Source organism: Exiguobacterium sp. SH0S2, from assembly GCF_004337185.1.
Taxonomy (GTDB): domain Bacteria; phylum Bacillota; class Bacilli; order Exiguobacteriales; family Exiguobacteriaceae; genus Exiguobacterium; species Exiguobacterium aurantiacum_A.
Genome location: NZ_SJVB01000001.1, coordinates 1 through 21,565 on the forward strand (window position 1 = coordinate 1; position 21,565 = coordinate 21,565).

Below are 21,565 nucleotides of genomic sequence, written 5' to 3' on the forward strand. Positions count from 1 at the left end.
TTGTGCATCCGTCTTTGCCCGTCAAGTAGCGTTCGGCCACATGAATTTTGAAAGCCTTCGTAAATTTGACCATAAAAACACCCCATAAAAGTTGGATTTTTATGTCCAACTTTTATGGGGCAGTTCACTTCGGTGGCTTCTTTTTCGTAAGGGCATACAACTCACCGTTGTTAAGCGAAATAATAGAGTGGTATAGTTATGAAAGAGAGCGAAATGTTCACAATTGTGCAACATTCGCTACATCTTGTAATGGTTCTCTGGGAGGTTTAGTTGATGGCTGATAAAACAAAAATTCTAGTAGTCGACGACGAAGAAAGAATTCGCCGACTGTTAAAAATGTATCTAGAACGGGAGCAATACGTGATCGAAGAAGCGACGAATGGTGAAGAAGCGCTTCAACTCGCACTTGAAGGCGACTTTGACGTCATCTTGCTCGACTTGATGATGCCGAAGATGGACGGGGTCGAGGTGTGTACCGAACTCCGTAAAACGAAAGCGACACCTGTCATCATGCTGACGGCGAAAGGTGAGGAGATCGACCGGGTTCAAGGGTTCGAGGTCGGCGCGGACGACTACATCGTCAAACCGTTCAGTCCTCGTGAAGTCGTCTTACGCGTCAAAGCGCTACTCCGTCGCTCAGGTTCGACAAAGTTTTTGCAAACGGCCGAAAAGTCGAAAGACTTGATCGTGTTCCCGCATTTGACGATCGACAATGACGCACACCGCGTCACGGTCGACGGAGAAGAAATCGCCCTCACGCCGAAAGAGTATGAGCTATTATTCTTCCTGGCCAAACAAGTCGATAAAGTGTTCTCGCGGGAGCAACTGTTAAAAGAAGTATGGAACTATGAATTTTTCGGAGACCTTCGAACGGTCGACACGCACGTGAAACGGCTTCGTGAGAAATTGAACCGTGTCTCTCCATCCGCGGCCCAAATGATCACGACGGTATGGGGTGTCGGATACAAGTTTGAAGTCGTCAGTGAGTGATGATCCGCCGCAATAGTATTGTCACGAAGCTGTGGCTGACGATCCTCGTGTTGGTCAGCCTGATTTTGTTCATCGTATCCGTCCTAATGCTCGAGTTCTTCAACTCGTTCCATATTGATCAGGAACGTGGGCATTTAGCGAAACTCGGTGGGCAAGTCCAGTCAGTCTTGCTAGAGGAAGGCGATTCGTCACGGACGGTCGACCAAATCATCGAAGTGTACGGAGCGAACTATATTTTAGAGAACGGGTCGGTCCGTTCGAACTTCGGCACGGAAGTCGATGGCTTGATGACCGAACTCGGACGTCAGTCATGGGGTCCTTATCAAGCTGTAGGGGAGACGGCGATCGGGAACTTCTCGTCGTTCGATGACCAGGCTGCCTTGGCATATCGGACGACATTCTCTCTTGAGACGGGCGAGTATACACTCTATTTGATTGAGCCGCTCAATGCGATCTCAAGCGCGAATGAAGGGGCGCGGACAATCATCTTTTGGACGGTCGCCTCGGCGATCATCGTCACGACCGTGTTCGCTTTCTTCTTATCGACCCGGATCACGGCCCCGCTGCGTGAGATGAGGGATGCCGTCAATAAGACGGGTGAAGGACAGTTCGATCTGCGGCTCGTCCAGAAGACGAATGACGAAATCGGTGAACTTGCCGGCTCATTCAATGCGATGAGCAGCCAGCTGTCGACATACGTGAACGCGCTCGACCGCGAACGGCTGCAGCTCGCTTCGATTCTACGTTCGATGGCAGACGGTGTCATCACGCTCGATCGCCATGCGAACGTGATCGTGACGAACCCGCAGGCACAGCCGTTATTGCACGACGATCAACCGCACGAAGTCGTGCTCGCGCTCTACGAAGACGTCGTCGGCGGTGCGCCTGAGAAGACGATTGAAGTGAAGCAAGACGATCACTACTACACGTTGACGGTCACACCGCTCCTCGGGGAGGAAGATTTCGAGGGAGCGGTCGTCGTCATCCGTGATACGACCGAAAGTCACCGCCTCGACAAGATGCGGACCGACTTCGTCGCCAACATCAGCCACGAGCTGCGAACACCGCTCGTGACGCTCCAAGGCTATTCCGAGGCGATCATCGACGGCATGACCGAGAGTGACGAGGCGACGAAAGAATTCGCTTCGATCATTTACGACGAGTCGTTACGGCTTGCCCGGCTCGTCAACGATTTACTCGATTTGGCGAGAATCGAATCAGGGAAAGAGACGATGCAGTTCGCGGCGTTCGATTTCGGCGAATTTTTACCTCGGGTGATGCGCAAGTTTAACCAGATGGCGAACGAGAAAGGGATCACGTTGTCGACCGTGGCTCCGAAGCGGATGATTGAAGCGGATGGGGACCGGTTAGAACAAGTGTTCACGAACTTGATCGGCAACGCCATCGCCCACACCGAGAGCGGAGCGATTCGGCTCGAGGCGACCGAAGAAGCGGACGGCTTCTTGATCTGTTTGACCGATACCGGCAGCGGGATCCCGAAAGAGGACTTGCCGTTTGTGTTCGAGCGGTTCTATAAAGCGGACAAGGCCCGGACGAGCGGCGGGAAGACCGGAACAGGCATCGGACTCGCCATCGTCAAGAATGTCATCGACGCCCATCATGGCACGGTCGACGTCACGAGCGTGTACGGCGAAGGGACGACGTTCACGATTCGGCTCCCTTACGACCAACCGCAATCATAACGACAATGGTGACTCCTATGGGTCACCATTTGTGGCATAGAGGAGGAAATGACATGAAGCGATATACACGTGGAGGCGACAAGGGTGAAACGTCATTGATCGGCGGACGCGTCTTGAAAGTACACCCGCAAATCGAGGCGATGGGATTGTTAGATGAATTGAACAGTCACATCGGTCTCGCGCTCGCGCACCAGACGGACGCGACGTTACGGGATCAACTGACGAAAATCCAGCACGATCTGTTCGACCTCGGTTCAGAACTGATGTACAAACAAGATCCGCCGCAGCAAGTCGACTTAGCGATCGTCACCGAGCTCGAGACGTGGATCGATGAACTAGAGACGAAGTGTCCGGAACTCGTCCGCTTCATTCTGCCGGGGGGCAGCGTGGCCTCGGCGAGTCTGCACGTCGCCCGGACGGTCTGTCGCCGCGTCGAACGCGAGCTCGTCAACATCGATGCGGCCGTTCGTCAATTGTCTTACTATAACCGCTTAAGCGATTACTTGTTCACGGCCGCCCGTTATGCCAACGTGGTGGCGGGCGTACCCGATCAAGAGTATGCGCGCGGTGCGTCCGTGTTCCAACCGAAAACGAAAAAGGAGTAGATGATTCATGAAAGGGATCGAACAATTCCGTAACCAGCTCCACTACTCGGTCTATCCGACCGATAAATTCAAAACGACGACGTGCCTAGTCTCGTTCGCGGCGCCGTTGTCTGCAGAGACGATTGCCGACCGGGCGCTACTGCCGTACGTCATGGAAAAAGCGACGGCGGCGTATCCGTCGATTGAACTGTTTCATACACCGCTCGAACAATTATATGATGCTAGCCTATTCGCCGGTGCGTCAAAAGTCGGGAAAGAGCATGTCATCCAGTTCCAACTAGAAGTCGTGAACGACCGGCTCGTCGGGGAACCGGTCCTGTCTCAGGCGATCAAGCTACTAGAAGAAGTATTGCTCCGCCCGAACGTTTACGACGACGCGTTCCAACCGCTCATCGTCGAACAAGAATCCCGTCTACAGCGTCAACGTATCGAGTCGGTATACGATGATAAAATGCGCTTCGCCCAGCAGCGATTGCAAGAACTGCTCGGCGGAGAACTCGCGATCCCGTCGCTCGGGACACTCGAACAACTTGACCAGGTGACGCCGCGATCGCTCTATGAGGCGTACACGTCCATGATCAAGCACGACCGCATCGACGTCTACGTCGTCGGGGACGTCACGCGTGACCAAGTGACCGAGGCGTTTTTGCCACTCGAGACGCTCGGCTCGCCGCTCGTCCGAGAGTATCCTGAACCGGTCGACCGAGAGTTTCAACGACTTGAGGAACAGCAGGACGTGAAGCAGAGTAAACTTCACCTCGCCTATGAGGCCAACGTTGACCCGCGCAGCGAGGACGCGATCAAGATGCAAGTCGTCAACGGCTTGTTCGGTGGGTTCCCACACTCGAAACTGTTCATGAACGTCCGTGAAAAGGAGAGCTTGGCGTACTATGCGGCGTCGCAATACAGTTCGCTCAGCCGGATGTTGTTCGTCTATGCCGGGATCGATGCCTTGAACCAAGTAAAAACAGAACAAATCATTGCCGACCAACTTGCCGACCTGCAAGCAGGAGAGTTCGATGACATGACGCTTGAGCAGACGAAAGAGATGTTGTTCCATCAACGGCGCCAACTCGGTGACAGTCCGCGTCAACTGATCGCCTGGATGAGTGGCTCGGACATCCGTCCGTTCTCACTCGAAGAAGAGATGGCCATCCTTGCCCGGACCACGCGAGAAGACGTGGCCGCGCTCTCGAGTCAAATCAAACTGAAGGCGATTTATTGTTTAAAGGGGGGGACAGCATGAAACTAGATTTTCCAAACGTCGGTGAGACGATTCATCACGTCGTTCTCGATAACGGGCTGACGGTCTACTTGCTGAAGAAAGCTGGATATGAAAAGACGTACGCCACATTCACGACAAAATACGGTTCGATCGACCGCCGCTTCAAAACGGACGACTGGATCGAAGTACCTGACGGCATCGCCCATTTCCTTGAACATAAAATGTTCGAAAAAGAGGACGGCGATGTGTTCCAGAAGTTCGGACAGCTCGGGGCGTCGGCGAACGCTTTCACATCATTCACCCGGACCGCTTATTTGTTCGGTGCCACGTCAAACGTCGAGGCAAGCTTAAAGACGTTGATTGATTTCGTCCAAGATCCGTACTTTACGGAGGCTTCGGTCGAGAAAGAGAAAGGCATCATCGGCCAGGAGATTCAAATGTATCAAGACAACGCAGGGTGGCGTCTTTATTTCGGTTTGATCGAGGCGATGTATGAAGCGCATCCGGTCAAAATCGATATCGCCGGAACAATCGAGTCGATCAGCGCGATCACGGCCGCTGACCTTTATGCGTGTCATCAAGCGTTCTATCATCCGAGTAACATGACGCTGTTCGTCGTCGGCAACATCGACCCTGACATCGTGCTCGAACAGATCCGTTCGAATCAGGCCGCGAAAACGTTCGAACCGCCTGTACTCACTGAACGCGAACACGTGCAAGAGCCGAGAACGGTCCGCTTAACCACGCGTGTCATCGAGATGGACGTATCAGTCCCGAAAGTCATGATCGGCTACAAGGACACGCCACGCGCCGGGGAAGACGGGATGAAACAAGAACTGGCCGTCGAACTGCTCATGCACGCCTTGTTTGACACGACGGCGCCGCTCTATGCAGAGCTTTACGCCGAAGGGTTGATCGATGATGCCTTCTCGTTCGACTATACGTCGGAAGAATCGTTCGCCTTCGCCGTGCTGTCGATGGAGACACCGCATGTCGATGCGTTCGTCGCCCGCATCACCGAGGTGCTCGAGCGTCCGCTCGACATTGGAAATGAGACACTCGACCGTAAGAAGCGGATGATGAAAGGGCAGTTTTTGAAGGCGCTCAACTCACCCGAGTTCATCGCCAACCAATTTTCACGCTACGCGCTAACGGGCGGGAACATGTTCGATTTGCCTGAGCTGCTAGACGCGGTCACGCTTGAAGACCTATACGACACGTATGACCGATTGTTCAAACCGGATCAACGGACCGTCTGTGTCGTCAAAAAACCATGACGACACTCATCACCGGGGCGAGTGGGGCGATCGGTCGTGCCGTCGCCCTTTCCTTTCGCGATGATGAGCTCATCTTACATGCGTACGCGAACACGGAAGCGCTCGAAGCGTTCGTGAAGACAGAGGGTTTGTCAGGACAAGTCGTCACGTGCGACCTCGGCGACGACCAGGAGCTAGACGCCTGGCTCGCTACGGTCGGCGCGGTCGATCGGATTATTCACGTCGCCGGTAACCACGCCTACGGGCTGCTCGTCGACGCGGACATCACTGAACTCGATCGTCTCTATCGCGTTCATGTGCGCGCGATGGTTCGACTCGTTCAACACGTCGTCGGGCAAAAAGCTTACGATCGCCCGCTCGACATCGTCATCGTCTCGAGCGTCTGGGGGGAAGTCGGAGCGGCCGGAGAGGTGATGTACTCGACCGTCAAAGCGGCACAGCTCGGCTTCGTCAAAGCGTTCGCGCGCGAGGCCGGCCCGTTCAATGTTCGCATCAATGCCATCACGCCGGGGTGGATTGAGACGCCGATGAATGATACGGTAGAAGAGACGAAACAAGACGTTAGAGATGAGATTCCGCTCGGCCGTCTCGGTCATGTCACAGAAGTTGCCGAGACGATCCGTTTCCTCTGTTCACCGTCCGCGTCCTACGTGACCGGCACGGTGTTACGGGTCGATGGCGGTTGGCAGTAAAAACTTTGTCGTCTCGGTTGAAACGAGTTCTTTTCAATTCTTCTAAAATAATTTAGAATGAACAAGGTAGCGAGCCTACATTCGGAAAGGGTGGACGAGATGGATCATAAGTTCGAAGAATGGTATCTCGAATATGAACTTTGCCAAAATCGCCCCGGTATCCTCGGCGATATCGCCTCGCTGATGGGGATGCTCCAAATCTCGATCGTGACCATCAACGGGGTCGATCTGCAACGTCGTGGGATGTTGCTCAAGGCACCGGCCGCCGATCACGTCCATCGGCTCGAGCATATTTTGCGGAAGATGGAAGCAATCGTCGTTATCAAACTCCGCCGCCCGAAACTGAGGGACCGGATTGCGATCCGTCACGGCCGCTATATCGAACACGACAACGACGACAAAAAGACGTTTCGCTTTGTGCGTGGAGATTTAGGGGTACTCGTCGATTTTGTCGCTGAACTGATGAAAGAAGAACGACATCTGTTGATCGGTGTCCGGGGCAACCCGCGCGTCGGCAAGACGGAGTCGATCGTCGCGGCGAGCGTCTGCGCAAACAAGCGTTGGCTGTTTCTCTCGTCGACGCTCATGAAACAGACGGTCCGGACGTCACTGTTTGAAGAAGAACGAGAAGGCGATCACGTCTACATAATCGACGGCGCCGTTTCGACGCGGACGATGGACGAACGTCATCGTCAGTTGATCCGGGAAGTCATGCGTCTGCCTGCCGTCAAAGTGATCGAGCATCCCGATCTTTACGTCCGCAATACCGATTGCGTGTTTGAGGACTTTGACTATATTATCGAACTGCGAAACAACCAAGATGAAATCATCATCATTCCGCAAGAAACGAATCGTGAAGCAGAATGGTTTGAATAATTAATTGAATGGAAGGTGTGGACCCCTTTGACAGAACTAGGGACTTTTTTGAAACAAAGGCGTGAGGCGAGCGGTCTGACGCTTGACCAAATTCAGCAGACGACGAAGATTCAAAAACGCTATATCATCGCGATCGAGGAAGGTGATTATAAAAATCTCCCTGGTTCGTTTTATGCACGGGCGTTCATCAAAACGTATGCGGAATCGCTCGGTCTTGATGTCGATGAGCTTTACGAGACATATGCAAAAGATTTACCGAAAATCGAACCGCAACCGACCGCTCAATTATCACGTAAGCAAACTTATTCAAAAGCTTCCGAGACATCGAGCCGCGTCTCAAGATGGGTGCCGAAAATCATGCTCGTGCTTGTCGCCTTCTTGCTTGTGACAGCGGTCTACTACGTCGTTAGAAATCTCGATTTTGGAGGCGGACAGGACGCGACACCGGCTGAACCACCGGCTTCAGGCGTGACGATCAATCAAAATGAAGACGTTCCTGAAGAAGAGCCGACGGAAGAAGCGCCGGTCGAAGAAACACCGGCCGAGGAAGAGCCGCCAGAAGAAACCGGACCGATCGCGGTGACGGAAACGAACGGGGCCGACCTCACGTATGAGATCGCAACAGCTGACAAGCTGACGACCGAGATTCACGTCAAAGAATCACCGGCGACTTATGTCGGCGTTCGCGATACATCGCTTGAAGGAGCGTTCCTTGCACCGGAATATCCGAACCAATCGAAACAAAACCCGATCGTCATCGAAGGTGCCGAAACAGATACGCTTCGGATTCGGATCGGTTTGATCGGTGGCGTCGAGAAGATTGTCGTCAACGGCCGTGAGCTTGAGCTTGCTGATTCTCCGGTCACACAAAATATATTTGTGAAGAGAGTCGACGCTGAATAAGTCGACGTCTTCTAGAGGAGGAGTTCTCGATGAACCTACCTAACCGCCTGACGATGTTGCGGGTTTTGCTCATCCCCGTATTCGTCGTCTTGCTCGCTGTAGATTTTAACTGGGGAGACATCGCTTTCCTCGGGGCGGAAGTACCGCTCCATCAATTCATCGCCGCGGTCGTGTTTACGATCGCAGCGATTACGGATTGGCTTGACGGGCACTTGGCCCGTAAGCACAACTTGGTCACGAACTTCGGCAAGTTCATGGATCCGCTCGCTGACAAGTTACTCGTCACGGCGGCGCTCGTCTTGCTCGTCGAGATGGACCTCGTCGCGGCATGGGTCGTCGTCGTCATCTTGTCACGTGAGTTCGCGGTGACGGGGCTTCGTCTCGTCGCGGCTGATGAAGGAATTGTCGTGGCAGCCGGTAAGTCGGGTAAAGCGAAGACATGGGTCCAGCTCTTTGCCATCATCTTCTTATTGTTCGGCAACCCGATTTTCAACTATATCGGCATCCCGTTCGGGGAGTGGGCGATGTGGCTCGCACTCGTCTTGACGATTTATTCTGGGGCCGAGTATTTCGCACAAAACTATAAGATCATTGTAAAATCGATGTAAATCGACGACAGGCGAGTTGTGGGAGCAACTCGTCTTTTTTTTGAATCAAAGGAGGAACTTCGATGAAACGGACCGAAATCATTGCGGTAGGTTCTGAACTACTCTTAGGGGAAATCTCGAACACGAACGCCCGTTACTTATCAGAGCAGTTGTCGAAATATGGGCTGTCCGTGCTGTATCATGTAGTGGTCGGGGATAACTTCGATCGCCTGAGAGAAACGTTTGAGCAAGCGAAGCGGCGGAGCGAACTCGTGATCGTCACCGGTGGACTTGGTCCGACGAATGATGACATCACGAAACAAGTGCTCGCTGACTTGCTCGGCCGTCCGCTCGTTCGGGACGAAGCGTCTTTAGACACGATCCGACGCTTTGTCGCCTCGCGGGGACGAGCCATGAACGACGGGGACGCCAGACAAGCAGATGTTTTATCAGGAGCTGAAGTGCTCCACAATCCGGCCGGTCTCGCTCCCGGCATGTGGGTCGAGGACGAGACGACGTGGCTGCTCTTGCCCGGGGTGCCACGCGAGATGACAGCGATTGTCGAAGCGACGTTTCCGAGCAAGTTTTCGGGTGCGACGATCGTTTCTGAATCACTACGTTTTTATGAGATCGGTGAGTCGGCGCTTGACGAGGCGGTATCCGATCTAATGGACGGGGTGAACCCGACAGTCGCCCCGTACGCGGAATCAGGGGAAGCGCGACTGCGTGTCAGCGCGAAAGCGGAGACCGAGGACGCGGCCCGGCAGATGATCGACCGCGTCAAACGAGACATTCTGTCCCGTGTCGGCGCCTATTATTTCGGTTCGGACGAGGATACGCTGGCTGCGCATTTGATTCGCGAGCTAAGACGGCGCCACGCGACGCTATCGATCGCTGAATCGTTGACCGGGGGACAAGTCCAAGCGATGCTGACGGCGGTCCCAGGGGCGTCAGAAGTCTTTCTAGGAGGCGTCGTCACATACTCGGACAAGCTAAAAAATAGGTTTTTAGGGGTATCCCTTGCTACAATTGAGTCACAGTCGGTCGTCTCAAAACAAGTTGCTTTAGAAATGATCCAAGGGCTCGCTGATCAGACGAATTCGGATTACGGATTGTCCTTCACCGGTGAGGCCGGACCCGTCTCAAATTCGGGTCGACCGGTCGGCACCGTGTTCATCGGGGTGAAGACGCCGTCAGGTATGGAAGTGATCGAACGCGTCTATCCACACCAACAGCGGAACGTCATCCAGGCGCGCGCGGCCAAGGATGGGTTATGGGCATTGTGGCAACGAATGAAAAAAGGCGAATAAACGTTCGTAAAAACCTTGTGTAAAAGGTTGGGTTCGTTTATAATGAAGATACAAATCAAAGGAGGCTCATTAATCTATGAGTGATCGTAAACAAGCGTTAGAAATGGCATTACGCCAAATTGAGAAACAATTCGGTAAAGGCTCAATCATGCGCCTCGGTGAAAATACAGATCAACAAGTATCCGTCACTCCGTCAGGATCGATCGCCCTCGACATCGCGCTCGGCGCAGGCGGCTATCCACGTGGTCGTGTCATCGAAGTGTATGGGCCAGAATCTTCAGGTAAGACGACAGTGGCGCTCCATGCGATCGCTGAAGTCCAAAAACGCGGTGGCCAAGCAGCGTTCGTCGATGCGGAGCACGCGCTCGATCCGAAGTACGCGCACAACCTCGGTGTCAACATCGATGAACTGCTCTTGTCACAGCCGGACACAGGGGAGCAAGCGCTCGAAATCGCAGAAGCGCTCGTTCGTTCTGGTGCCGTCGACATCCTCGTCGTCGACTCGGTAGCGGCACTCGTGCCAAAAGCCGAAATCGAAGGTGAGATGGGTGACTCACATATGGGACTTCAAGCCCGTCTCATGAGCCAAGCGCTCCGTAAGTTGTCGGGTGCGACGAACAAATCGAAGACGATCGTCATCTTCATCAACCAGATTCGTGAAAAAATCGGTGTCATGTTCGGGAACCCGGAAACAACTCCAGGTGGACGTGCCTTGAAATTCTATTCGTCGGTTCGTTTAGAAGTCCGTCGTGCAGAGACGTTGAAGCAAGGCCAAGAAATGGTCGGTAACCGGACGAAGATCAAAGTCGTCAAGAACAAGGTCGCCCCACCATTTAAAACAGCTGAAGTCGACATCATGTACGGTCTAGGGATTTCACGTGAAGGTGAACTCATCGATATCGGTGCCGATCTTGATATCGTTCAAAAAAGCGGTGCTTGGTATTCGTACAACGAAGAACGCGTTGGACAAGGTCGTGAAAATGCGAAGCAGTTCATGAAAGAAAATCCACAAATCGCCGCAGCGATCGAACAACAAATTCGCGATCACTACGGTCTCAACGGTGAGAAGACGGTCACGGTCGAAGCCGACAGTGATGAAGTGCTCTCACTCATCGAAGAAGATTAAGCAAGCGACCCGCCGGATGCGTCCGAGCGGGGTTTTTGTATATCACAATATTTTTTAAGGAATTGGGAGTTCTATCCTGTCCTTGCATTGCATTCTAACAAGTAAATAAGTACAATAAAGCTATGCGCGGGTCCCCCCGTGTCATTCAATCTTAAAAAAATAAAATAACCTTGCGAAAGGGAGGTGAACATGATGGAATGGCTAAATTGGCTTATTCTGATCCTCCTTTTGCCGATAGCTTTTGTTGCAGGTTTTTTTGTGCGTAAATCGATCGCCGAAGCGAAGATTCAAGGTGCTGAGACGGAAGCGACCAAGATTGTGGAGCAAGCGAAACAACAATCGGAAGCGATGCAAAAAGAGGCACGGCTTGAAGTAAAAGAAGAGATGATTCAACTTCGCAATGAGACGGAACAAGAGTTACGTGAACGTCGCGAAGAGCAGAAAGTGAAAGAGAATCGCTTCGTTCAAAAAGAAGAGCTTCTTGACCGGAAAGCAGACATGCTCGAACGGAAAGAAGATGCTTTGGATGAACGCGAGGCGGGCATTGCGAAACGGAAACGTGAAGCAGAGACGCTCGAAAGCAAAGTGGAGGAATTATACGAGGAAGCCCGTCAAGAACTTGTACGCGTGGCGGCCTTGTCGAAAGAAGAAGCACGAACCATCATCATGGACGAAGCGAAGCAGGAAGCGCTTCACGATGCTGCTCTCCTTCAAAAAGACATCGAGCAAAAAGCAAAACTTGAAGCTGATAAAAAAGCGAAACACTTGTTGTCTCTCACGATGCAACGTTATGCGGCTGAACATGTCGCTGAGACGACGGTATCCGTCGTCAACTTGCCGAGTGACGAGATGAAAGGGCGCATCATCGGTCGTGAAGGACGTAACATCCGCACGCTCGAGACGCTCACTGGGATCGATCTCATCATCGATGACACGCCTGAGGCGGTCATCTTGTCCGGATTTGACCCGGTCCGTCGTGAGATCGCCAAGATGACGCTAGAAAAACTCGTGCAAGACGGACGGATCCATCCGGCCCGGATCGAAGAGATGGTCGAGAAGTCACGCCGCGAAGTCGATGAGCGCATCCGTGAATACGGTGAGGAAGCGACGTTCGAGGCTGGTATCCACGGGGTACATCCTGACCTTATCAAAACACTCGGGCGCATGCGTTACCGGACGAGTTACGGTCAAAACGTACTCGCCCATTCGGTCGAAGTGGCCCACCTCGCCGGCATGATGGCCGCCGAGCTCGGGGAAGACGTGACGCTCGCCAAGCGAGCGGGACTCCTCCACGATATCGGGAAAGCGATCGACCATGAAGTCGAGGGCAGCCACGTCGAAATTGGCGTTGAGCTGGCCACGAAGTATAAAGAACATCCGGTCGTCATCAACTCGATCGCCTCGCACCATGGAGACGTCGAAGCGACATCGACGATCGCTGTTCTCGTCGCAGCGGCAGACGCGCTGTCTGCGGCACGGCCGGGCGCTCGTCAAGAGACGCTCGAGAGTTACATTCGCCGCTTAGAACGCCTCGAGTCAATTTGTGAGTCGTTCGAAGGTGTCGAGAAATCATATGCGATCCAAGCAGGACGCGAAGTCCGCATCATCGTCCGCCCAGACGTCGTCGACGACGTCGTGGCGAACAAGATGGCCCGCGATATTTGCAAACGGATCGAAGATGAACTGGATTATCCAGGACAAATTAAAGTGACGGTCATTCGTGAAACGCGTGCCGTCGATTATGCGAAGTAAAAAGCGGAGACATTCTCCGCTTTTTCTGTTTTGAAGGAGGAAATATTTATGAAGATTTTATTTATCGGTGACGTCGTCGGGAAACCGGGTCGTGACATCTTGGCAGCACAAATCGGGCGCTTGAAAAGCAAATATAGTCCGACGTTCATGCTCGTCAACGGTGAGAACGCAGCCAACGGACGCGGTATCACAAAAAAAATATACCAACAATTTCTCGAACTTGGATTCCATGGCGTGACGATGGGGAACCATACATGGGACAACCGTGAAATCTTTGATTGGATCGACGACGCCGAGCGTATCGTCCGTCCGGCCAACTATCCGGACGGCACGCCCGGTGTCGGCATGATGGTGCTCAAGCAGAACGGGAAGAAGCTTGCCGTCATCAACGTCATGGGGACGGTGTTCTTGCCGTCGCTCGATTGTCCGTTCCGCAAAGTCGACGCCCTCGTCGATGAGGTGCGGGACGACGTCGATGCCATCTTCGTCGACATGCACGCCGAGGCGACGAGTGAGAAGATCGCGATGGGGTATCACCTAGACGGCCGTGTCCAAGCCGTCGTCGGGACGCACACCCATGTCCAAACCGCTGATGAGCGTGTGCTCAAAAACGGGACGGCGTATATCACTGATGTCGGGATGACCGGTCCGCTCGACGGTGTCCTCGGCATGGACGCGTCTGTCGTGTTGAAAAAGTTTGTGACACAACTCCCGGTCCGGTTTGAAGTTGCCGAGGGACGGGAACAACTTAATGGAGTTTTAATCACGATCGACGACCAGTCGAAACGAGCGACCAAGATCGAACGCATACACCTAGATGATCAGACCGTCTGGTTTGATTGAACAACCTACCCGAGGGGGAAACAAGAATGGACGTACTCAGAGTTTCAGCAAAATCGAATCCCAACTCCGTTGCGGGTGCATTAGCTGGCGTTCTTCGTGAAAAAGGAACGTGTGAGATTCAAGCGATCGGCGCCGGTGCGCTCAATCAATCCATCAAAGCTGTCGCCATCGCCCGCGGTTTCGTCGCGCCGAGCGGTCTTGATTTGATCTGTATTCCAGCGTTCACGGATATTCTAATTGACGGGGAAGAACGAACTGCCATCAAGCTCATCATCGAACCTAGATGAGCTTGTGCGGTCGGGACATAGGTCCTATTCTTGTGAAGAGAAGCCATCGGAGCGGATGGCTTCTCTTTTTTGTTGAAAAATGAGGTTCTATCTTCTCAGTTTCGTCATTTTATGACAAGATGAAAGAGAACGTGAAGTTCGACAAACAGACAAGAGGGGGACGTTTTCGATGGAACAGCTCGTGTCAACGACAGAGAAGGAAGCAACGACACCTGTTATGAAAGCGATTCAAAAACACACGGCCGGATTTGGGGCAAAGCTGGTCGAGGTGCCGATTCCGACACCGGGTGCCGGTGAAGTATTGATCAAAGTGAAAGCGACATCGATTTGCGGGACCGACGTCCATATTTATGAATGGGACGACTGGGCAAAGAGCCGGGTCAAACCGCCTTACGTGTTCGGGCATGAGTTTTCAGGGGAAGTCGTGGCGCTCGGGGAAGGCGCGAAGCGCATCAAAGTCGGTCAGACCGTGTCGGCTGAGACGCACATCGTCTGCCATCAGTGTAAACAATGTTTGCGTGGCCAGTATCATATCTGTAAAAATACGAAAATCATCGGGGTCGACACACAAGGCTGTTTCGCCGAGTATGTCGTCATGCCGGAAGAGAACTTATGGGTCAACCCGGAGACGATGCCGTCGAAGCTAGCGTCGATTCAAGAACCGCTCGGGAACGCGGTCCATACAGTGCTCGCAAGTGACGTAACGGCACAATCTGTCGCCATCGTCGGCTGCGGCCCGATCGGTCTCATGGCCGTCGGCGTCGCCAAGGCGGCCGGTGCGAGCCGCGTGTATGCGATTGACATCAATCCGTACCGGTTGAAGCTCGCAGAACAGATGGGAGCGGACGTCGTCATCAACAGCATGGACCAAAATCCGCTCGACCTGATCATGGCTGAGACGGACGGGGACGGGATCGACGTCGTCTGTGAGATGAGCGGGCATCCGGTCGCGATCGACCAGGCGTTCAAGATGGTGACGGCGGGCGGTGACGTCAACGTGTTATCACTTCCGGCACGACCGGTCGCGCTCGATTTGACGCGTGACGTCGTCTTCAAAGGAATCCGGGTCCAAGGCATAACCGGTCGTAAAATGTACGAGACGTGGGGCCAAGTGTCGACAATGCTCGCGTCCGGCCAATTGAACGTCGAACCGATCATCACCCACGTCTTCAAGCTCGAGGAGTTCGAGCAAGGTTTCGAGCTCATGCGGGCCGGGAAATGCGGGAAAGTCGTCTTACTACCATAAACAGGGGGAATCGATATGGCATTTGAACATATTACAGAAGCAGTCAATGAAATGAAGCAAGCGGGCACGTTCCGCTCGCTCGTGCCGCTCGAATCGGCGCAAGGGAACGAAGTCATGATCAACGGTAAGTCGCTCGTCCAATTATCGTCGAACAACTACCTCGGACTCGCCAACCACCCACGCTTAAAACAAGCCGCGATTGAAGCGGTCGAAGCGTTCGGGGCCGGGACGGGATCGGTCCGGACGATCGCCGGAACGTTCGAGATGCATGAAGCGTTCGAGCGCGAGCTCGCCGAGTTCAAGCATACGGAAGCGGCACTCGTGTTCCAATCGGGATTCGCGACGAACCTCGGCGTCTTATCAGCGCTGCTCGGACCGGAAGACGTCGTCATCAGTGACGCGCTCAACCACGCCTCGATCATCGACGGAATCCGTCTGACGAAAGCGGCCCGTCGCATCTACAAGCATACCGACCTTGAAGACTTAGAGGCGGCCTTGAAAGAGACGCAAGACTACCGGACGCGGCTCGTCGTAACGGACGGCGTCTTCTCGATGGACGGCAACATCGCACCGCTCCCGGAGATCGTCGAGCTCGCCGAGAAGTATGATGCTGCGGTCATGGTCGACGACGCGCACGCGTCGGGCGTCCTCGGTCAGAATGGACGCGGGACGGTCAACCACTTCGGTCTCGACGGCCGCGTCGCCCTCCAAGTCGGGACGTTGTCGAAAGCGATCGGGGTCCTCGGCGGCTACGTCGCCTGTTCGAACGACGTCCGTGACTTCTTGATCCAAAAAGGGCGTCCGTTCTTGTTCTCGACGTCACACCCGCCAGCGGTCGTCGCGGCGAACCGTGAGGCGATCCGGGTCATGAAAGAAGAAGAGGAACTGTTCGACAAGCTATGGGCGAACACCGAGTTCTTCAAATCGGGTCTCCGTGACCTCGGCTTCGACATCGGCCACGCGACGACGCCGATCACGCCGGTCATGCTCGGTGAGGAGACGCTCGCGCACACGTTCTCGGACAAGCTGAAAGACCACGGCGTGTTCGCACAGAGCATCGCCTTCCCGACGGTCGAGAAAGGCAAGGCCCGTATCCGGACGATCGTGACGGCGGAACATACCCGTGACGACCTCGAACGCGCGCTCGCCGCTTTCAAGGCGGTCGCCGAAGAGTTGAACGTCACGCTTCACGCGTAAGATTGGACTGCAGACGATTTGTCTGCAGTTTTTTATGTGTCAAAAACGTCTATACTATCCTCTTCAATCTATGAATATATCGTGTCAACTTAATCAACCGTGGAGTAAGAGATGACCTATTTGAACAAGTTATACTGGTTCGTCTTGAAAATTTTGGTAGACATTCGAGGGTGCAGACTCTAAAATTTGAAAAAGAATAATTTAGAATTTAATTTTATTTCAAATACCGAATTTAGAATTAAAAAGTTCAAAGAATGTCATTATGGATTGATGTTATCGGAATCGCCTGTATGAGTGTACTTTTTTCGACAGCGGGCATTTATCTATTGATTAAACCGGGAAAAGCGATCACGGATAGTTCAGGGAGCGTGGATGGCATCATCGCTACGATTGTGATTCACGTTGTCCTTATATTTATGACGACAAAACATTTGGGGGCAATCTTGTTACTTATCGGCATCGGCTTGGGGATGGGACTATACGTCGAACTGTATGACGCATTGTTACCGCACGTGAAAGCGATGAGGATGCGTTGATGGACCAACATTCAAGTTTAGTTTTAGGGTCGTTTATGACAGCGGAAGAATTCTCTATTCTGACGATTTCACCGCTGTTCATTATTAACGTTGTGATTGGGATCGGGATTTTGGTCGTCGTGTTCTCTATCGACGTGGAGTCATGGAAAGACTTTTTCTTGTTTTTAGGGATGACGATTTGGGCCTCGGTTTTCGTTTCGGTTTATGCGATGGCATGGTACGTCCGAATTAAGTACGATACGTCGCCGGATTTTTCGGCAACGTTTGGTCTGGATTCCTTTCCAGGATGGGGGACGTTAGTAAGTAAATGGATGCACGAACCTCATGTTACACAGAACGCTTTGATTAATGGCATCGTGTTGATTATGATGCGTAAAGAGAATGCCTGGTACATCTGGTTGTTGAAAGCACCGTCGCTCTTCTTCGTGAGTCTCTTTTTCGTCAAATACATTCCGCTCGTCTTCAAGTGGCTATTCACATAAAAAGAGCAAGGCACTTGGCCTTGCTCAAACAATGAACATCCCTCGGAACCCGCGGGCCGCGTAATAGGAATCCGCACCATTGTGGTAGACGAAGATGTGGTCATAGCGGCGGTCACAGAACAAGGCGCCGCCCTTTTGACGAATCGCTCCCGGGGTGGCAATCCAGCTCGATGTCTTCAAGTCGAACGCGCCGAGTGTTTGCAGATGACGATACGTGACCTCATCCAATAGTTCAATCCCCATCTCTTCGGCCAACGCGACGGCGCTCCCCTCTGGTTTGTTCTTCTTCCGTGCGGCTAACGCCTGCTCATCGTAGCAGAGGCTCCGTCGTCCGCTCGGAGTTTCCGGTGAGCAGTCGCAAAAGGCGAGGTCACCGTTCGGAAGTCGAATCACGTCAGGTTCGCCGCCGGTCCGTTCCATTTCAGAGAGTGTAAGGAGCTGGTCCGGATTCGTCTCAAGCTTCGTCAACACGTCTGACCAGACGACATCGGGATGCCGCTCCATGTGGGTTTGAAAGCGCGATTTGAGCGTGTTTAACAAGTCGATTGTTTCTTCGTTTGAGAGGTTGGGCATGTTTCTCACTCCATTTCAGCAGTTTCTCTTAGTATAAGATATTTTTCGTCATCATTTATAATTCATTGAGCGAAAGGAGAACGCACGATGAACTTCGATAACATAAATGTTCAGCAACTACACGCAAAGACGTTCCAGAAAATTGATTTGTTTCAACTCAAAACGATTTGGTCAGGTTGTCTGCCGCATGCGTCTTACCGGGTGACAGACTTTTCAGAGCTGAACTTACATGTGACGAAGCCACAATTGATTCAGCTTCGATGGATCGATTTGACGTTACCGTTCGGCATCTATTCAAATGAAAAACTAGTTTTTTTGTATGATCCGTACGCTCGCGAGCTACATACGGAAGAAGGGGGTATACTCGAGCAAAACCACCCTAACGTATCGATTGTCGATTTTTTAATCGCGCACGGGCAAACGTTTCATGATCCGGATACATATTCTTTGAAAATGGAGGATGCTTATGGTTTGTCACCGGATAGCCATTGGAGACAGTTCGGTTTACCGAAAGTGAAGGCCCCTGCGGCATTCATTGCGAACTTATTAACCACATTCGGTGTTATCTCATTCCAAGTCGTCTTATACAAAAATAAATTATTATCAGATATTGAGTCATGGGCGAAGCGGACGGGAAGCAATTATACAGTTGAATCTAGTAGAAAATGGGTGTGGCCGAAAACGTATAAGGTGAGCTGTGATGTCTCTCAACAATCGGAACAAGCTATCCATCAACTTGTGTCAATTCTGGATCACTATGAAGAGTGGGAAGGTGTTCGATTCCTAATCCCAACCGAGACAGGAACCGTCTCATTGTTCATCGGAGGCGATTTGACGCAAGGGTATGGGTACGGTGTGTTTCAGTATGAACATCCTGGTGAGGTGGTTTCAAATGAGATTTGAAGATTTGTTTCTGTATGACGGGATGATGCACGTGTTTGCTTTCAATTATGACATCGGACCCAAAACTTTGACGTTCAATCTACAGCTCTTCGACCACCCTAGGAAACGGAACGCCTCCTTCCGTGAGCGGCTCGAGGCGAATGGGATTCATCCGCAAAGCGAGATGGTGAACGTGAAGCTTTGCTTCAAAGACGTCATCTATATGGAAATCATCGATGAATCGTATGCCGATGGGGTGGTGATGACGCCTCACGACAAATGTGAAGGGCATCAAATCGTTCGCTATTCAAGATCAGGCTATCTCGAGCAGCTACAAGAAACGCATTTCCAATTGTGGGAGTGCATCAAATCGGATGTTGCTACATTTTGTCACTATCGGATTTGCGGATTGGATACGGTCCTCGAAATCATCACTATATCGGACCCGACTGTCGAGACGGCGATTGGGTTGAATTGTATCCGTCGCGGCAGCCCGACCATCTATTTTGGCGGGGAGCATTACTACGAGAAGTCGTAAGCGATATGTAGAACATTCGAAAATACAAATAGGCGCCATCTCCTACTGAGAAGGCGCCTTACTATTACACGGATTGGACCAAGTCGTCCATCTGGTCGATTTGTCGGCCGAGCCAGACGAGTGGGATGGTCAAACCTGCGCCAATCAAGTAGACGACCGCAATCGGCAATCCGTCCGCGAGCATACCGAACGTCAGGCTGCCGATGCTGAAGGCGAACGTGTAGGTCGTCTGTTGGACGCTGTAGACGTACGGGAGTTGTGCGGCCGGTGTCGTCTCTTGGAGCGCTGTGTTCGTCTGGATGATGAGGAGCTGGGTGGCGTATCCTTGAATCGCGAGCGCGATGAGTGCGAACACGATGTGAGACGTCAGCCCGAACAACAGGGCGGCCCCTACAGACAAGACGGAGCTGATGGCGAGCGAACTGTTGCGCTTTGCACGGTACAGGTAAGCGCTCGCTATGATCATACTGACCAAGAAGCTCGCGTTCATCGTTCCCCACCAGCTCGTATCGATGTGGAGATGGCGCTCCAAATAGACGAGTAGGAGCGCTGAAATCCAAAGTGTGCTGACGAACGATTCGAACGTGACGAACACCGTGATCAGTCGAGCATAAGGTGCTGTTCGCACGAAGGCGAGGCTGTCCTTTAGGGAAATGTCCGATTCAAGCTCTGTTTCCGTCACATCGTGGTCGAGCGAATGGACGAATTGAAACGTGACGAGCGTTGACAGCGTGAACAAAATCAAAGCGACGGTTAGAGCCACCTCGCTTGAAAACGAAGCGACAAGAATCGTCCCAAGCGGCCACATCGCCAGCTGGATGAACTGGTTCGACCCTTGGACGAGACTGTTTGCTTGTTGGCGATTTGTCGTCAGCCGGGGAATGAACGACGCCTGGACCGGACGGGCGAACCCGTCTAAGAAAGCGATTAGTACGACAAGACCGAGGACGTAGACCGATTCCGTCTGAATCACCGCAAGAAGTAGGATTGTTTTCAGTAATTGCGTGACGAGTAGCGTCTGACCGAGCGTGAACCGAGATAGGACGCGGGCAAAGAACAGACCGCTCACGGTCATGCCGATCGTGACGGCAATCGGGAAACTAGCCGCTGCGAGGGCGGAACCGCTCTGTTGATACAATAAGGCGATCAAGGCGACGATATAGAGCACGTCACCGATGTTGGCCAGCCATTGACTGACCAAGAGCGTGTAAAATGACTTCATCACAAATCTCCCCCAGGACTATTCAATTTTGGATGGGATGGATGAAGCCAGATTACATATTTTCACCGCTTTCAAATTATTTACAGATAGCTTACAATAAATCATCAGTGAACACAATAAATGGGAGATGGATGGGGGGACGGTAACATGTTGGCTTATAATATCGATGAAAAATTACAGCTACGGATGTTCACCGTCGACGACGCGGAGGCGTTGTTCGAACTGACGATGGCATCGAAGCCATATCTTCGCGAGTGGCTCGGGTGGCTCGATTACACGGAGACGGTTGAGGATTCGCGGCAGAACATCGAAGGACGAATCAAAGGATTGATCGAGACGGGTGGCTATCCAAAATCGTTCGCGATTCTGTATCAAGGCGAGCTAGCCGGGACGATCGGCTTCAACGATCTTGATCGTGGCATCAAGTGCGGGACGGTCGGCTATTGGCTCGGCCAAGACTTTCAAGGGCATGGCATCATGAGCCAAGCACTTGAAACGATCATCGAGTACGGATTTAAGGAACTCCGCTTACATAAGATTGAGATCCGTGTCGCGACCGGGAACGTGAAGAGCCGGGCGCTGCCGGAACGGCTCGGCTTCAAACAAGAAGGCGTGCTTCGAGACGCCGAATGGCTGTACGACCGGTACGTCGACCATGTCGTCTACGGGTTACTAGAAGATGAATGGGCCCATTGATCGACAAAGCAAAACCC

At 52.6% G+C, this 21,565-nt stretch carries 23 protein-coding genes; 21 read left to right on the forward strand and 2 right to left on the reverse strand.

Features of this window, described 5'->3' with window-relative positions; all coding sequences use genetic code 11:
• The first annotated feature begins 273 nt into the window (after positions 1-273).
• From EVJ21_RS00005 to EVJ21_RS00090, 18 genes are all read left to right on the forward strand, one after another.
• Positions 274-990, forward strand: coding sequence for a response regulator transcription factor (locus tag EVJ21_RS00005; protein ID WP_070327120.1), 717 nt, complete (start codon positions 274-276; stop codon positions 988-990).
• Positions 990-2,693 carry a HAMP domain-containing sensor histidine kinase gene (locus tag EVJ21_RS00010; protein ID WP_071397658.1) on the forward strand — a complete coding sequence of 568 codons (1,704 nt, stop codon included), beginning with the start codon at positions 990-992 and terminating at the stop codon, positions 2,691-2,693. The genes EVJ21_RS00005 and EVJ21_RS00010 overlap by 1 nt, the downstream gene beginning before the upstream one ends.
• A gap of 53 nt (positions 2,694-2,746) precedes the next feature.
• Positions 2,747-3,298, forward strand: a complete 552-nt coding sequence (locus tag EVJ21_RS00015) for a cob(I)yrinic acid a,c-diamide adenosyltransferase (RefSeq protein ID WP_131439764.1) — start codon at positions 2,747-2,749, stop codon at positions 3,296-3,298.
• Positions 3,299-3,305: 7 nt separating this feature from the next.
• Complete coding sequence (gene yfmF / locus EVJ21_RS00020) at positions 3,306-4,544, forward strand: EF-P 5-aminopentanol modification-associated protein YfmF (protein WP_131463662.1); 1,239 nt, start codon at positions 3,306-3,308, stop codon at positions 4,542-4,544.
• The gene (gene yfmH / locus EVJ21_RS00025) at positions 4,541-5,800 is read left to right on the forward strand and encodes an EF-P 5-aminopentanol modification-associated protein YfmH (protein ID WP_131489683.1); all 1,260 of its coding nucleotides are present in this window, start codon (positions 4,541-4,543) and stop codon (positions 5,798-5,800) included. Before yfmF ends, yfmH begins: the two co-directional genes overlap by 4 nt.
• Positions 5,797-6,492: an elongation factor P 5-aminopentanone reductase gene (ymfI, locus tag EVJ21_RS00030; RefSeq protein ID WP_131489684.1), complete on the forward strand. Its 696-nt coding sequence runs from the start codon at positions 5,797-5,799 to the stop codon at positions 6,490-6,492. The genes yfmH and ymfI overlap by 4 nt, the downstream gene beginning before the upstream one ends.
• A 99-nt stretch (positions 6,493-6,591) precedes the next feature.
• Positions 6,592-7,368, forward strand: coding sequence for a YmfK family protein (locus EVJ21_RS00035; protein WP_071397654.1), 777 nt, complete (start codon positions 6,592-6,594; stop codon positions 7,366-7,368).
• 48 nt (positions 7,369-7,416) lie between these two features.
• Positions 7,417-8,271 carry a helix-turn-helix domain-containing protein gene (locus tag EVJ21_RS00040; protein WP_233589550.1) on the forward strand — a complete coding sequence of 285 codons (855 nt, stop codon included), beginning with the start codon at positions 7,417-7,419 and terminating at the stop codon, positions 8,269-8,271.
• A 29-nt stretch (positions 8,272-8,300) separates the two neighbouring features.
• Positions 8,301-8,879 (forward strand): CDP-diacylglycerol--glycerol-3-phosphate 3-phosphatidyltransferase, encoded by a 579-nt coding sequence (pgsA, locus tag EVJ21_RS00045; protein WP_035386389.1) that lies wholly within the window; start codon positions 8,301-8,303, stop codon positions 8,877-8,879.
• A 62-nt stretch (positions 8,880-8,941) separates the two neighbouring features.
• Positions 8,942-10,168 carry a competence/damage-inducible protein A gene (locus EVJ21_RS00050; RefSeq protein ID WP_131489685.1) on the forward strand — a complete coding sequence of 409 codons (1,227 nt, stop codon included), beginning with the start codon at positions 8,942-8,944 and terminating at the stop codon, positions 10,166-10,168.
• 76 nt (positions 10,169-10,244) lie between these two features.
• A complete protein-coding gene (recA, locus tag EVJ21_RS00055) occupies positions 10,245-11,294 on the forward strand; it encodes a recombinase RecA (protein WP_070327130.1) in 1,050 nt (349 codons plus the stop codon).
• Positions 11,295-11,483: 189 nt separating this feature from the next.
• Positions 11,484-13,046: a ribonuclease Y gene (gene rny / locus EVJ21_RS00060; protein ID WP_370246299.1), complete on the forward strand. Its 1,563-nt coding sequence runs from the start codon at positions 11,484-11,486 to the stop codon at positions 13,044-13,046.
• A 48-nt stretch (positions 13,047-13,094) separates the two neighbouring features.
• Entirely contained in the window at positions 13,095-13,889 is a 795-nt protein-coding gene (locus tag EVJ21_RS00065; protein WP_035386387.1) for a TIGR00282 family metallophosphoesterase, read from the forward strand.
• Positions 13,890-13,915: 26 nt separating this feature from the next.
• Positions 13,916-14,176, forward strand: a complete 261-nt coding sequence (locus EVJ21_RS00070; RefSeq protein ID WP_016509762.1) for a stage V sporulation protein S — start codon at positions 13,916-13,918, stop codon at positions 14,174-14,176.
• A gap of 169 nt (positions 14,177-14,345) precedes the next feature.
• Positions 14,346-15,422 (forward strand): L-threonine 3-dehydrogenase, encoded by a 1,077-nt coding sequence (gene tdh / locus EVJ21_RS00075; protein ID WP_070327132.1) that lies wholly within the window; start codon positions 14,346-14,348, stop codon positions 15,420-15,422.
• A gap of 15 nt (positions 15,423-15,437) precedes the next feature.
• Positions 15,438-16,619, forward strand: a complete 1,182-nt coding sequence (locus tag EVJ21_RS00080; protein WP_070327133.1) for a glycine C-acetyltransferase — start codon at positions 15,438-15,440, stop codon at positions 16,617-16,619.
• Between the two features lie 290 nt (positions 16,620-16,909).
• Complete coding sequence (locus tag EVJ21_RS00085) at positions 16,910-17,155, forward strand: hypothetical protein (protein WP_131463654.1); 246 nt, start codon at positions 16,910-16,912, stop codon at positions 17,153-17,155.
• Entirely contained in the window at positions 17,155-17,637 is a 483-nt protein-coding gene (locus tag EVJ21_RS00090; protein ID WP_131489686.1) for a hypothetical protein, read from the forward strand. The genes EVJ21_RS00085 and EVJ21_RS00090 overlap by 1 nt, the downstream gene beginning before the upstream one ends.
• A gap of 24 nt (positions 17,638-17,661) precedes the next feature.
• Here EVJ21_RS00090 and EVJ21_RS00095 read toward each other — a convergent pair whose 3' ends face one another.
• Positions 17,662-18,210 carry a DUF4256 domain-containing protein gene (locus EVJ21_RS00095; RefSeq protein ID WP_131489687.1) on the reverse strand — a complete coding sequence of 183 codons (549 nt, stop codon included), beginning with the start codon at positions 18,208-18,210 and terminating at the stop codon, positions 17,662-17,664.
• Positions 18,211-18,297: 87 nt separating this feature from the next.
• Here EVJ21_RS00095 and EVJ21_RS00100 point away from each other — a divergent pair, with 87 nt between their 5' ends.
• Both EVJ21_RS00100 and EVJ21_RS00105 read left to right on the forward strand, forming a co-directional pair.
• A complete protein-coding gene (locus EVJ21_RS00100; protein WP_131489688.1) occupies positions 18,298-19,113 on the forward strand; it encodes a hypothetical protein in 816 nt (271 codons plus the stop codon).
• On the forward strand, positions 19,103-19,630 hold the full coding sequence (locus EVJ21_RS00105) for a hypothetical protein (RefSeq protein WP_131489689.1): 528 nt from the start codon (positions 19,103-19,105) through the stop codon (positions 19,628-19,630). The genes EVJ21_RS00100 and EVJ21_RS00105 overlap by 11 nt, the downstream gene beginning before the upstream one ends.
• Before the next feature lie 64 nt (positions 19,631-19,694).
• On the opposite strand, the gene EVJ21_RS00110 is transcribed toward EVJ21_RS00105, so the two are convergent.
• Positions 19,695-20,852 carry an MFS transporter gene (locus tag EVJ21_RS00110; protein ID WP_131463644.1) on the reverse strand — a complete coding sequence of 386 codons (1,158 nt, stop codon included), beginning with the start codon at positions 20,850-20,852 and terminating at the stop codon, positions 19,695-19,697.
• 147 nt (positions 20,853-20,999) lie between these two features.
• Between EVJ21_RS00110 and EVJ21_RS00115 the strand changes: the two genes are divergently transcribed.
• On the forward strand, positions 21,000-21,548 hold the full coding sequence (locus EVJ21_RS00115) for a GNAT family N-acetyltransferase (protein WP_131463642.1): 549 nt from the start codon (positions 21,000-21,002) through the stop codon (positions 21,546-21,548).
• The last annotated feature ends 17 nt before the right edge of the window (positions 21,549-21,565 follow it).

Excerpts from the sequence above, each read along its gene's own strand:
- EVJ21_RS00005 (WP_070327120.1), top strand. The coding sequence starts at position 274 with ATGGCTGATAAAACAAAAATTCTAGTAGTCGACGACGAAGAAAGAATT.
- EVJ21_RS00010 (WP_071397658.1), top strand. The coding sequence starts at position 990 with ATGATCCGCCGCAATAGTATTGTCACGAAGCTGTGGCTGACGATCCTC.
- EVJ21_RS00015 (WP_131439764.1), top strand. The coding sequence starts at position 2,747 with ATGAAGCGATATACACGTGGAGGCGACAAGGGTGAAACGTCATTGATC.
- yfmF (WP_131463662.1), top strand. The coding sequence starts at position 3,306 with ATGAAAGGGATCGAACAATTCCGTAACCAGCTCCACTACTCGGTCTAT.
- yfmH (WP_131489683.1), top strand. The coding sequence starts at position 4,541 with ATGAAACTAGATTTTCCAAACGTCGGTGAGACGATTCATCACGTCGTT.
- ymfI (WP_131489684.1), top strand. The coding sequence starts at position 5,797 with ATGACGACACTCATCACCGGGGCGAGTGGGGCGATCGGTCGTGCCGTC.
- EVJ21_RS00035 (WP_071397654.1), top strand. The coding sequence starts at position 6,592 with ATGGATCATAAGTTCGAAGAATGGTATCTCGAATATGAACTTTGCCAA.
- pgsA (WP_035386389.1), top strand. The coding sequence starts at position 8,301 with ATGAACCTACCTAACCGCCTGACGATGTTGCGGGTTTTGCTCATCCCC.
- EVJ21_RS00050 (WP_131489685.1), top strand. The coding sequence starts at position 8,942 with ATGAAACGGACCGAAATCATTGCGGTAGGTTCTGAACTACTCTTAGGG.
- recA (WP_070327130.1), top strand. The coding sequence starts at position 10,245 with ATGAGTGATCGTAAACAAGCGTTAGAAATGGCATTACGCCAAATTGAG.
- rny (WP_370246299.1), top strand. The coding sequence starts at position 11,484 with ATGATGGAATGGCTAAATTGGCTTATTCTGATCCTCCTTTTGCCGATA.
- EVJ21_RS00065 (WP_035386387.1), top strand. The coding sequence starts at position 13,095 with ATGAAGATTTTATTTATCGGTGACGTCGTCGGGAAACCGGGTCGTGAC.
- EVJ21_RS00070 (WP_016509762.1), top strand. The coding sequence starts at position 13,916 with ATGGACGTACTCAGAGTTTCAGCAAAATCGAATCCCAACTCCGTTGCG.
- tdh (WP_070327132.1), top strand. The coding sequence starts at position 14,346 with ATGGAACAGCTCGTGTCAACGACAGAGAAGGAAGCAACGACACCTGTT.
- EVJ21_RS00080 (WP_070327133.1), top strand. The coding sequence starts at position 15,438 with ATGGCATTTGAACATATTACAGAAGCAGTCAATGAAATGAAGCAAGCG.
- EVJ21_RS00085 (WP_131463654.1), top strand. The coding sequence starts at position 16,910 with ATGAGTGTACTTTTTTCGACAGCGGGCATTTATCTATTGATTAAACCG.
- EVJ21_RS00090 (WP_131489686.1), top strand. The coding sequence starts at position 17,155 with ATGGACCAACATTCAAGTTTAGTTTTAGGGTCGTTTATGACAGCGGAA.
- EVJ21_RS00095 (WP_131489687.1), bottom strand. The coding sequence starts at position 18,210 with ATGCCCAACCTCTCAAACGAAGAAACAATCGACTTGTTAAACACGCTC.
- EVJ21_RS00100 (WP_131489688.1), top strand. The coding sequence starts at position 18,298 with ATGAACTTCGATAACATAAATGTTCAGCAACTACACGCAAAGACGTTC.
- EVJ21_RS00105 (WP_131489689.1), top strand. The coding sequence starts at position 19,103 with ATGAGATTTGAAGATTTGTTTCTGTATGACGGGATGATGCACGTGTTT.
- EVJ21_RS00110 (WP_131463644.1), bottom strand. The coding sequence starts at position 20,852 with ATGAAGTCATTTTACACGCTCTTGGTCAGTCAATGGCTGGCCAACATC.
- EVJ21_RS00115 (WP_131463642.1), top strand. The coding sequence starts at position 21,000 with ATGTTGGCTTATAATATCGATGAAAAATTACAGCTACGGATGTTCACC.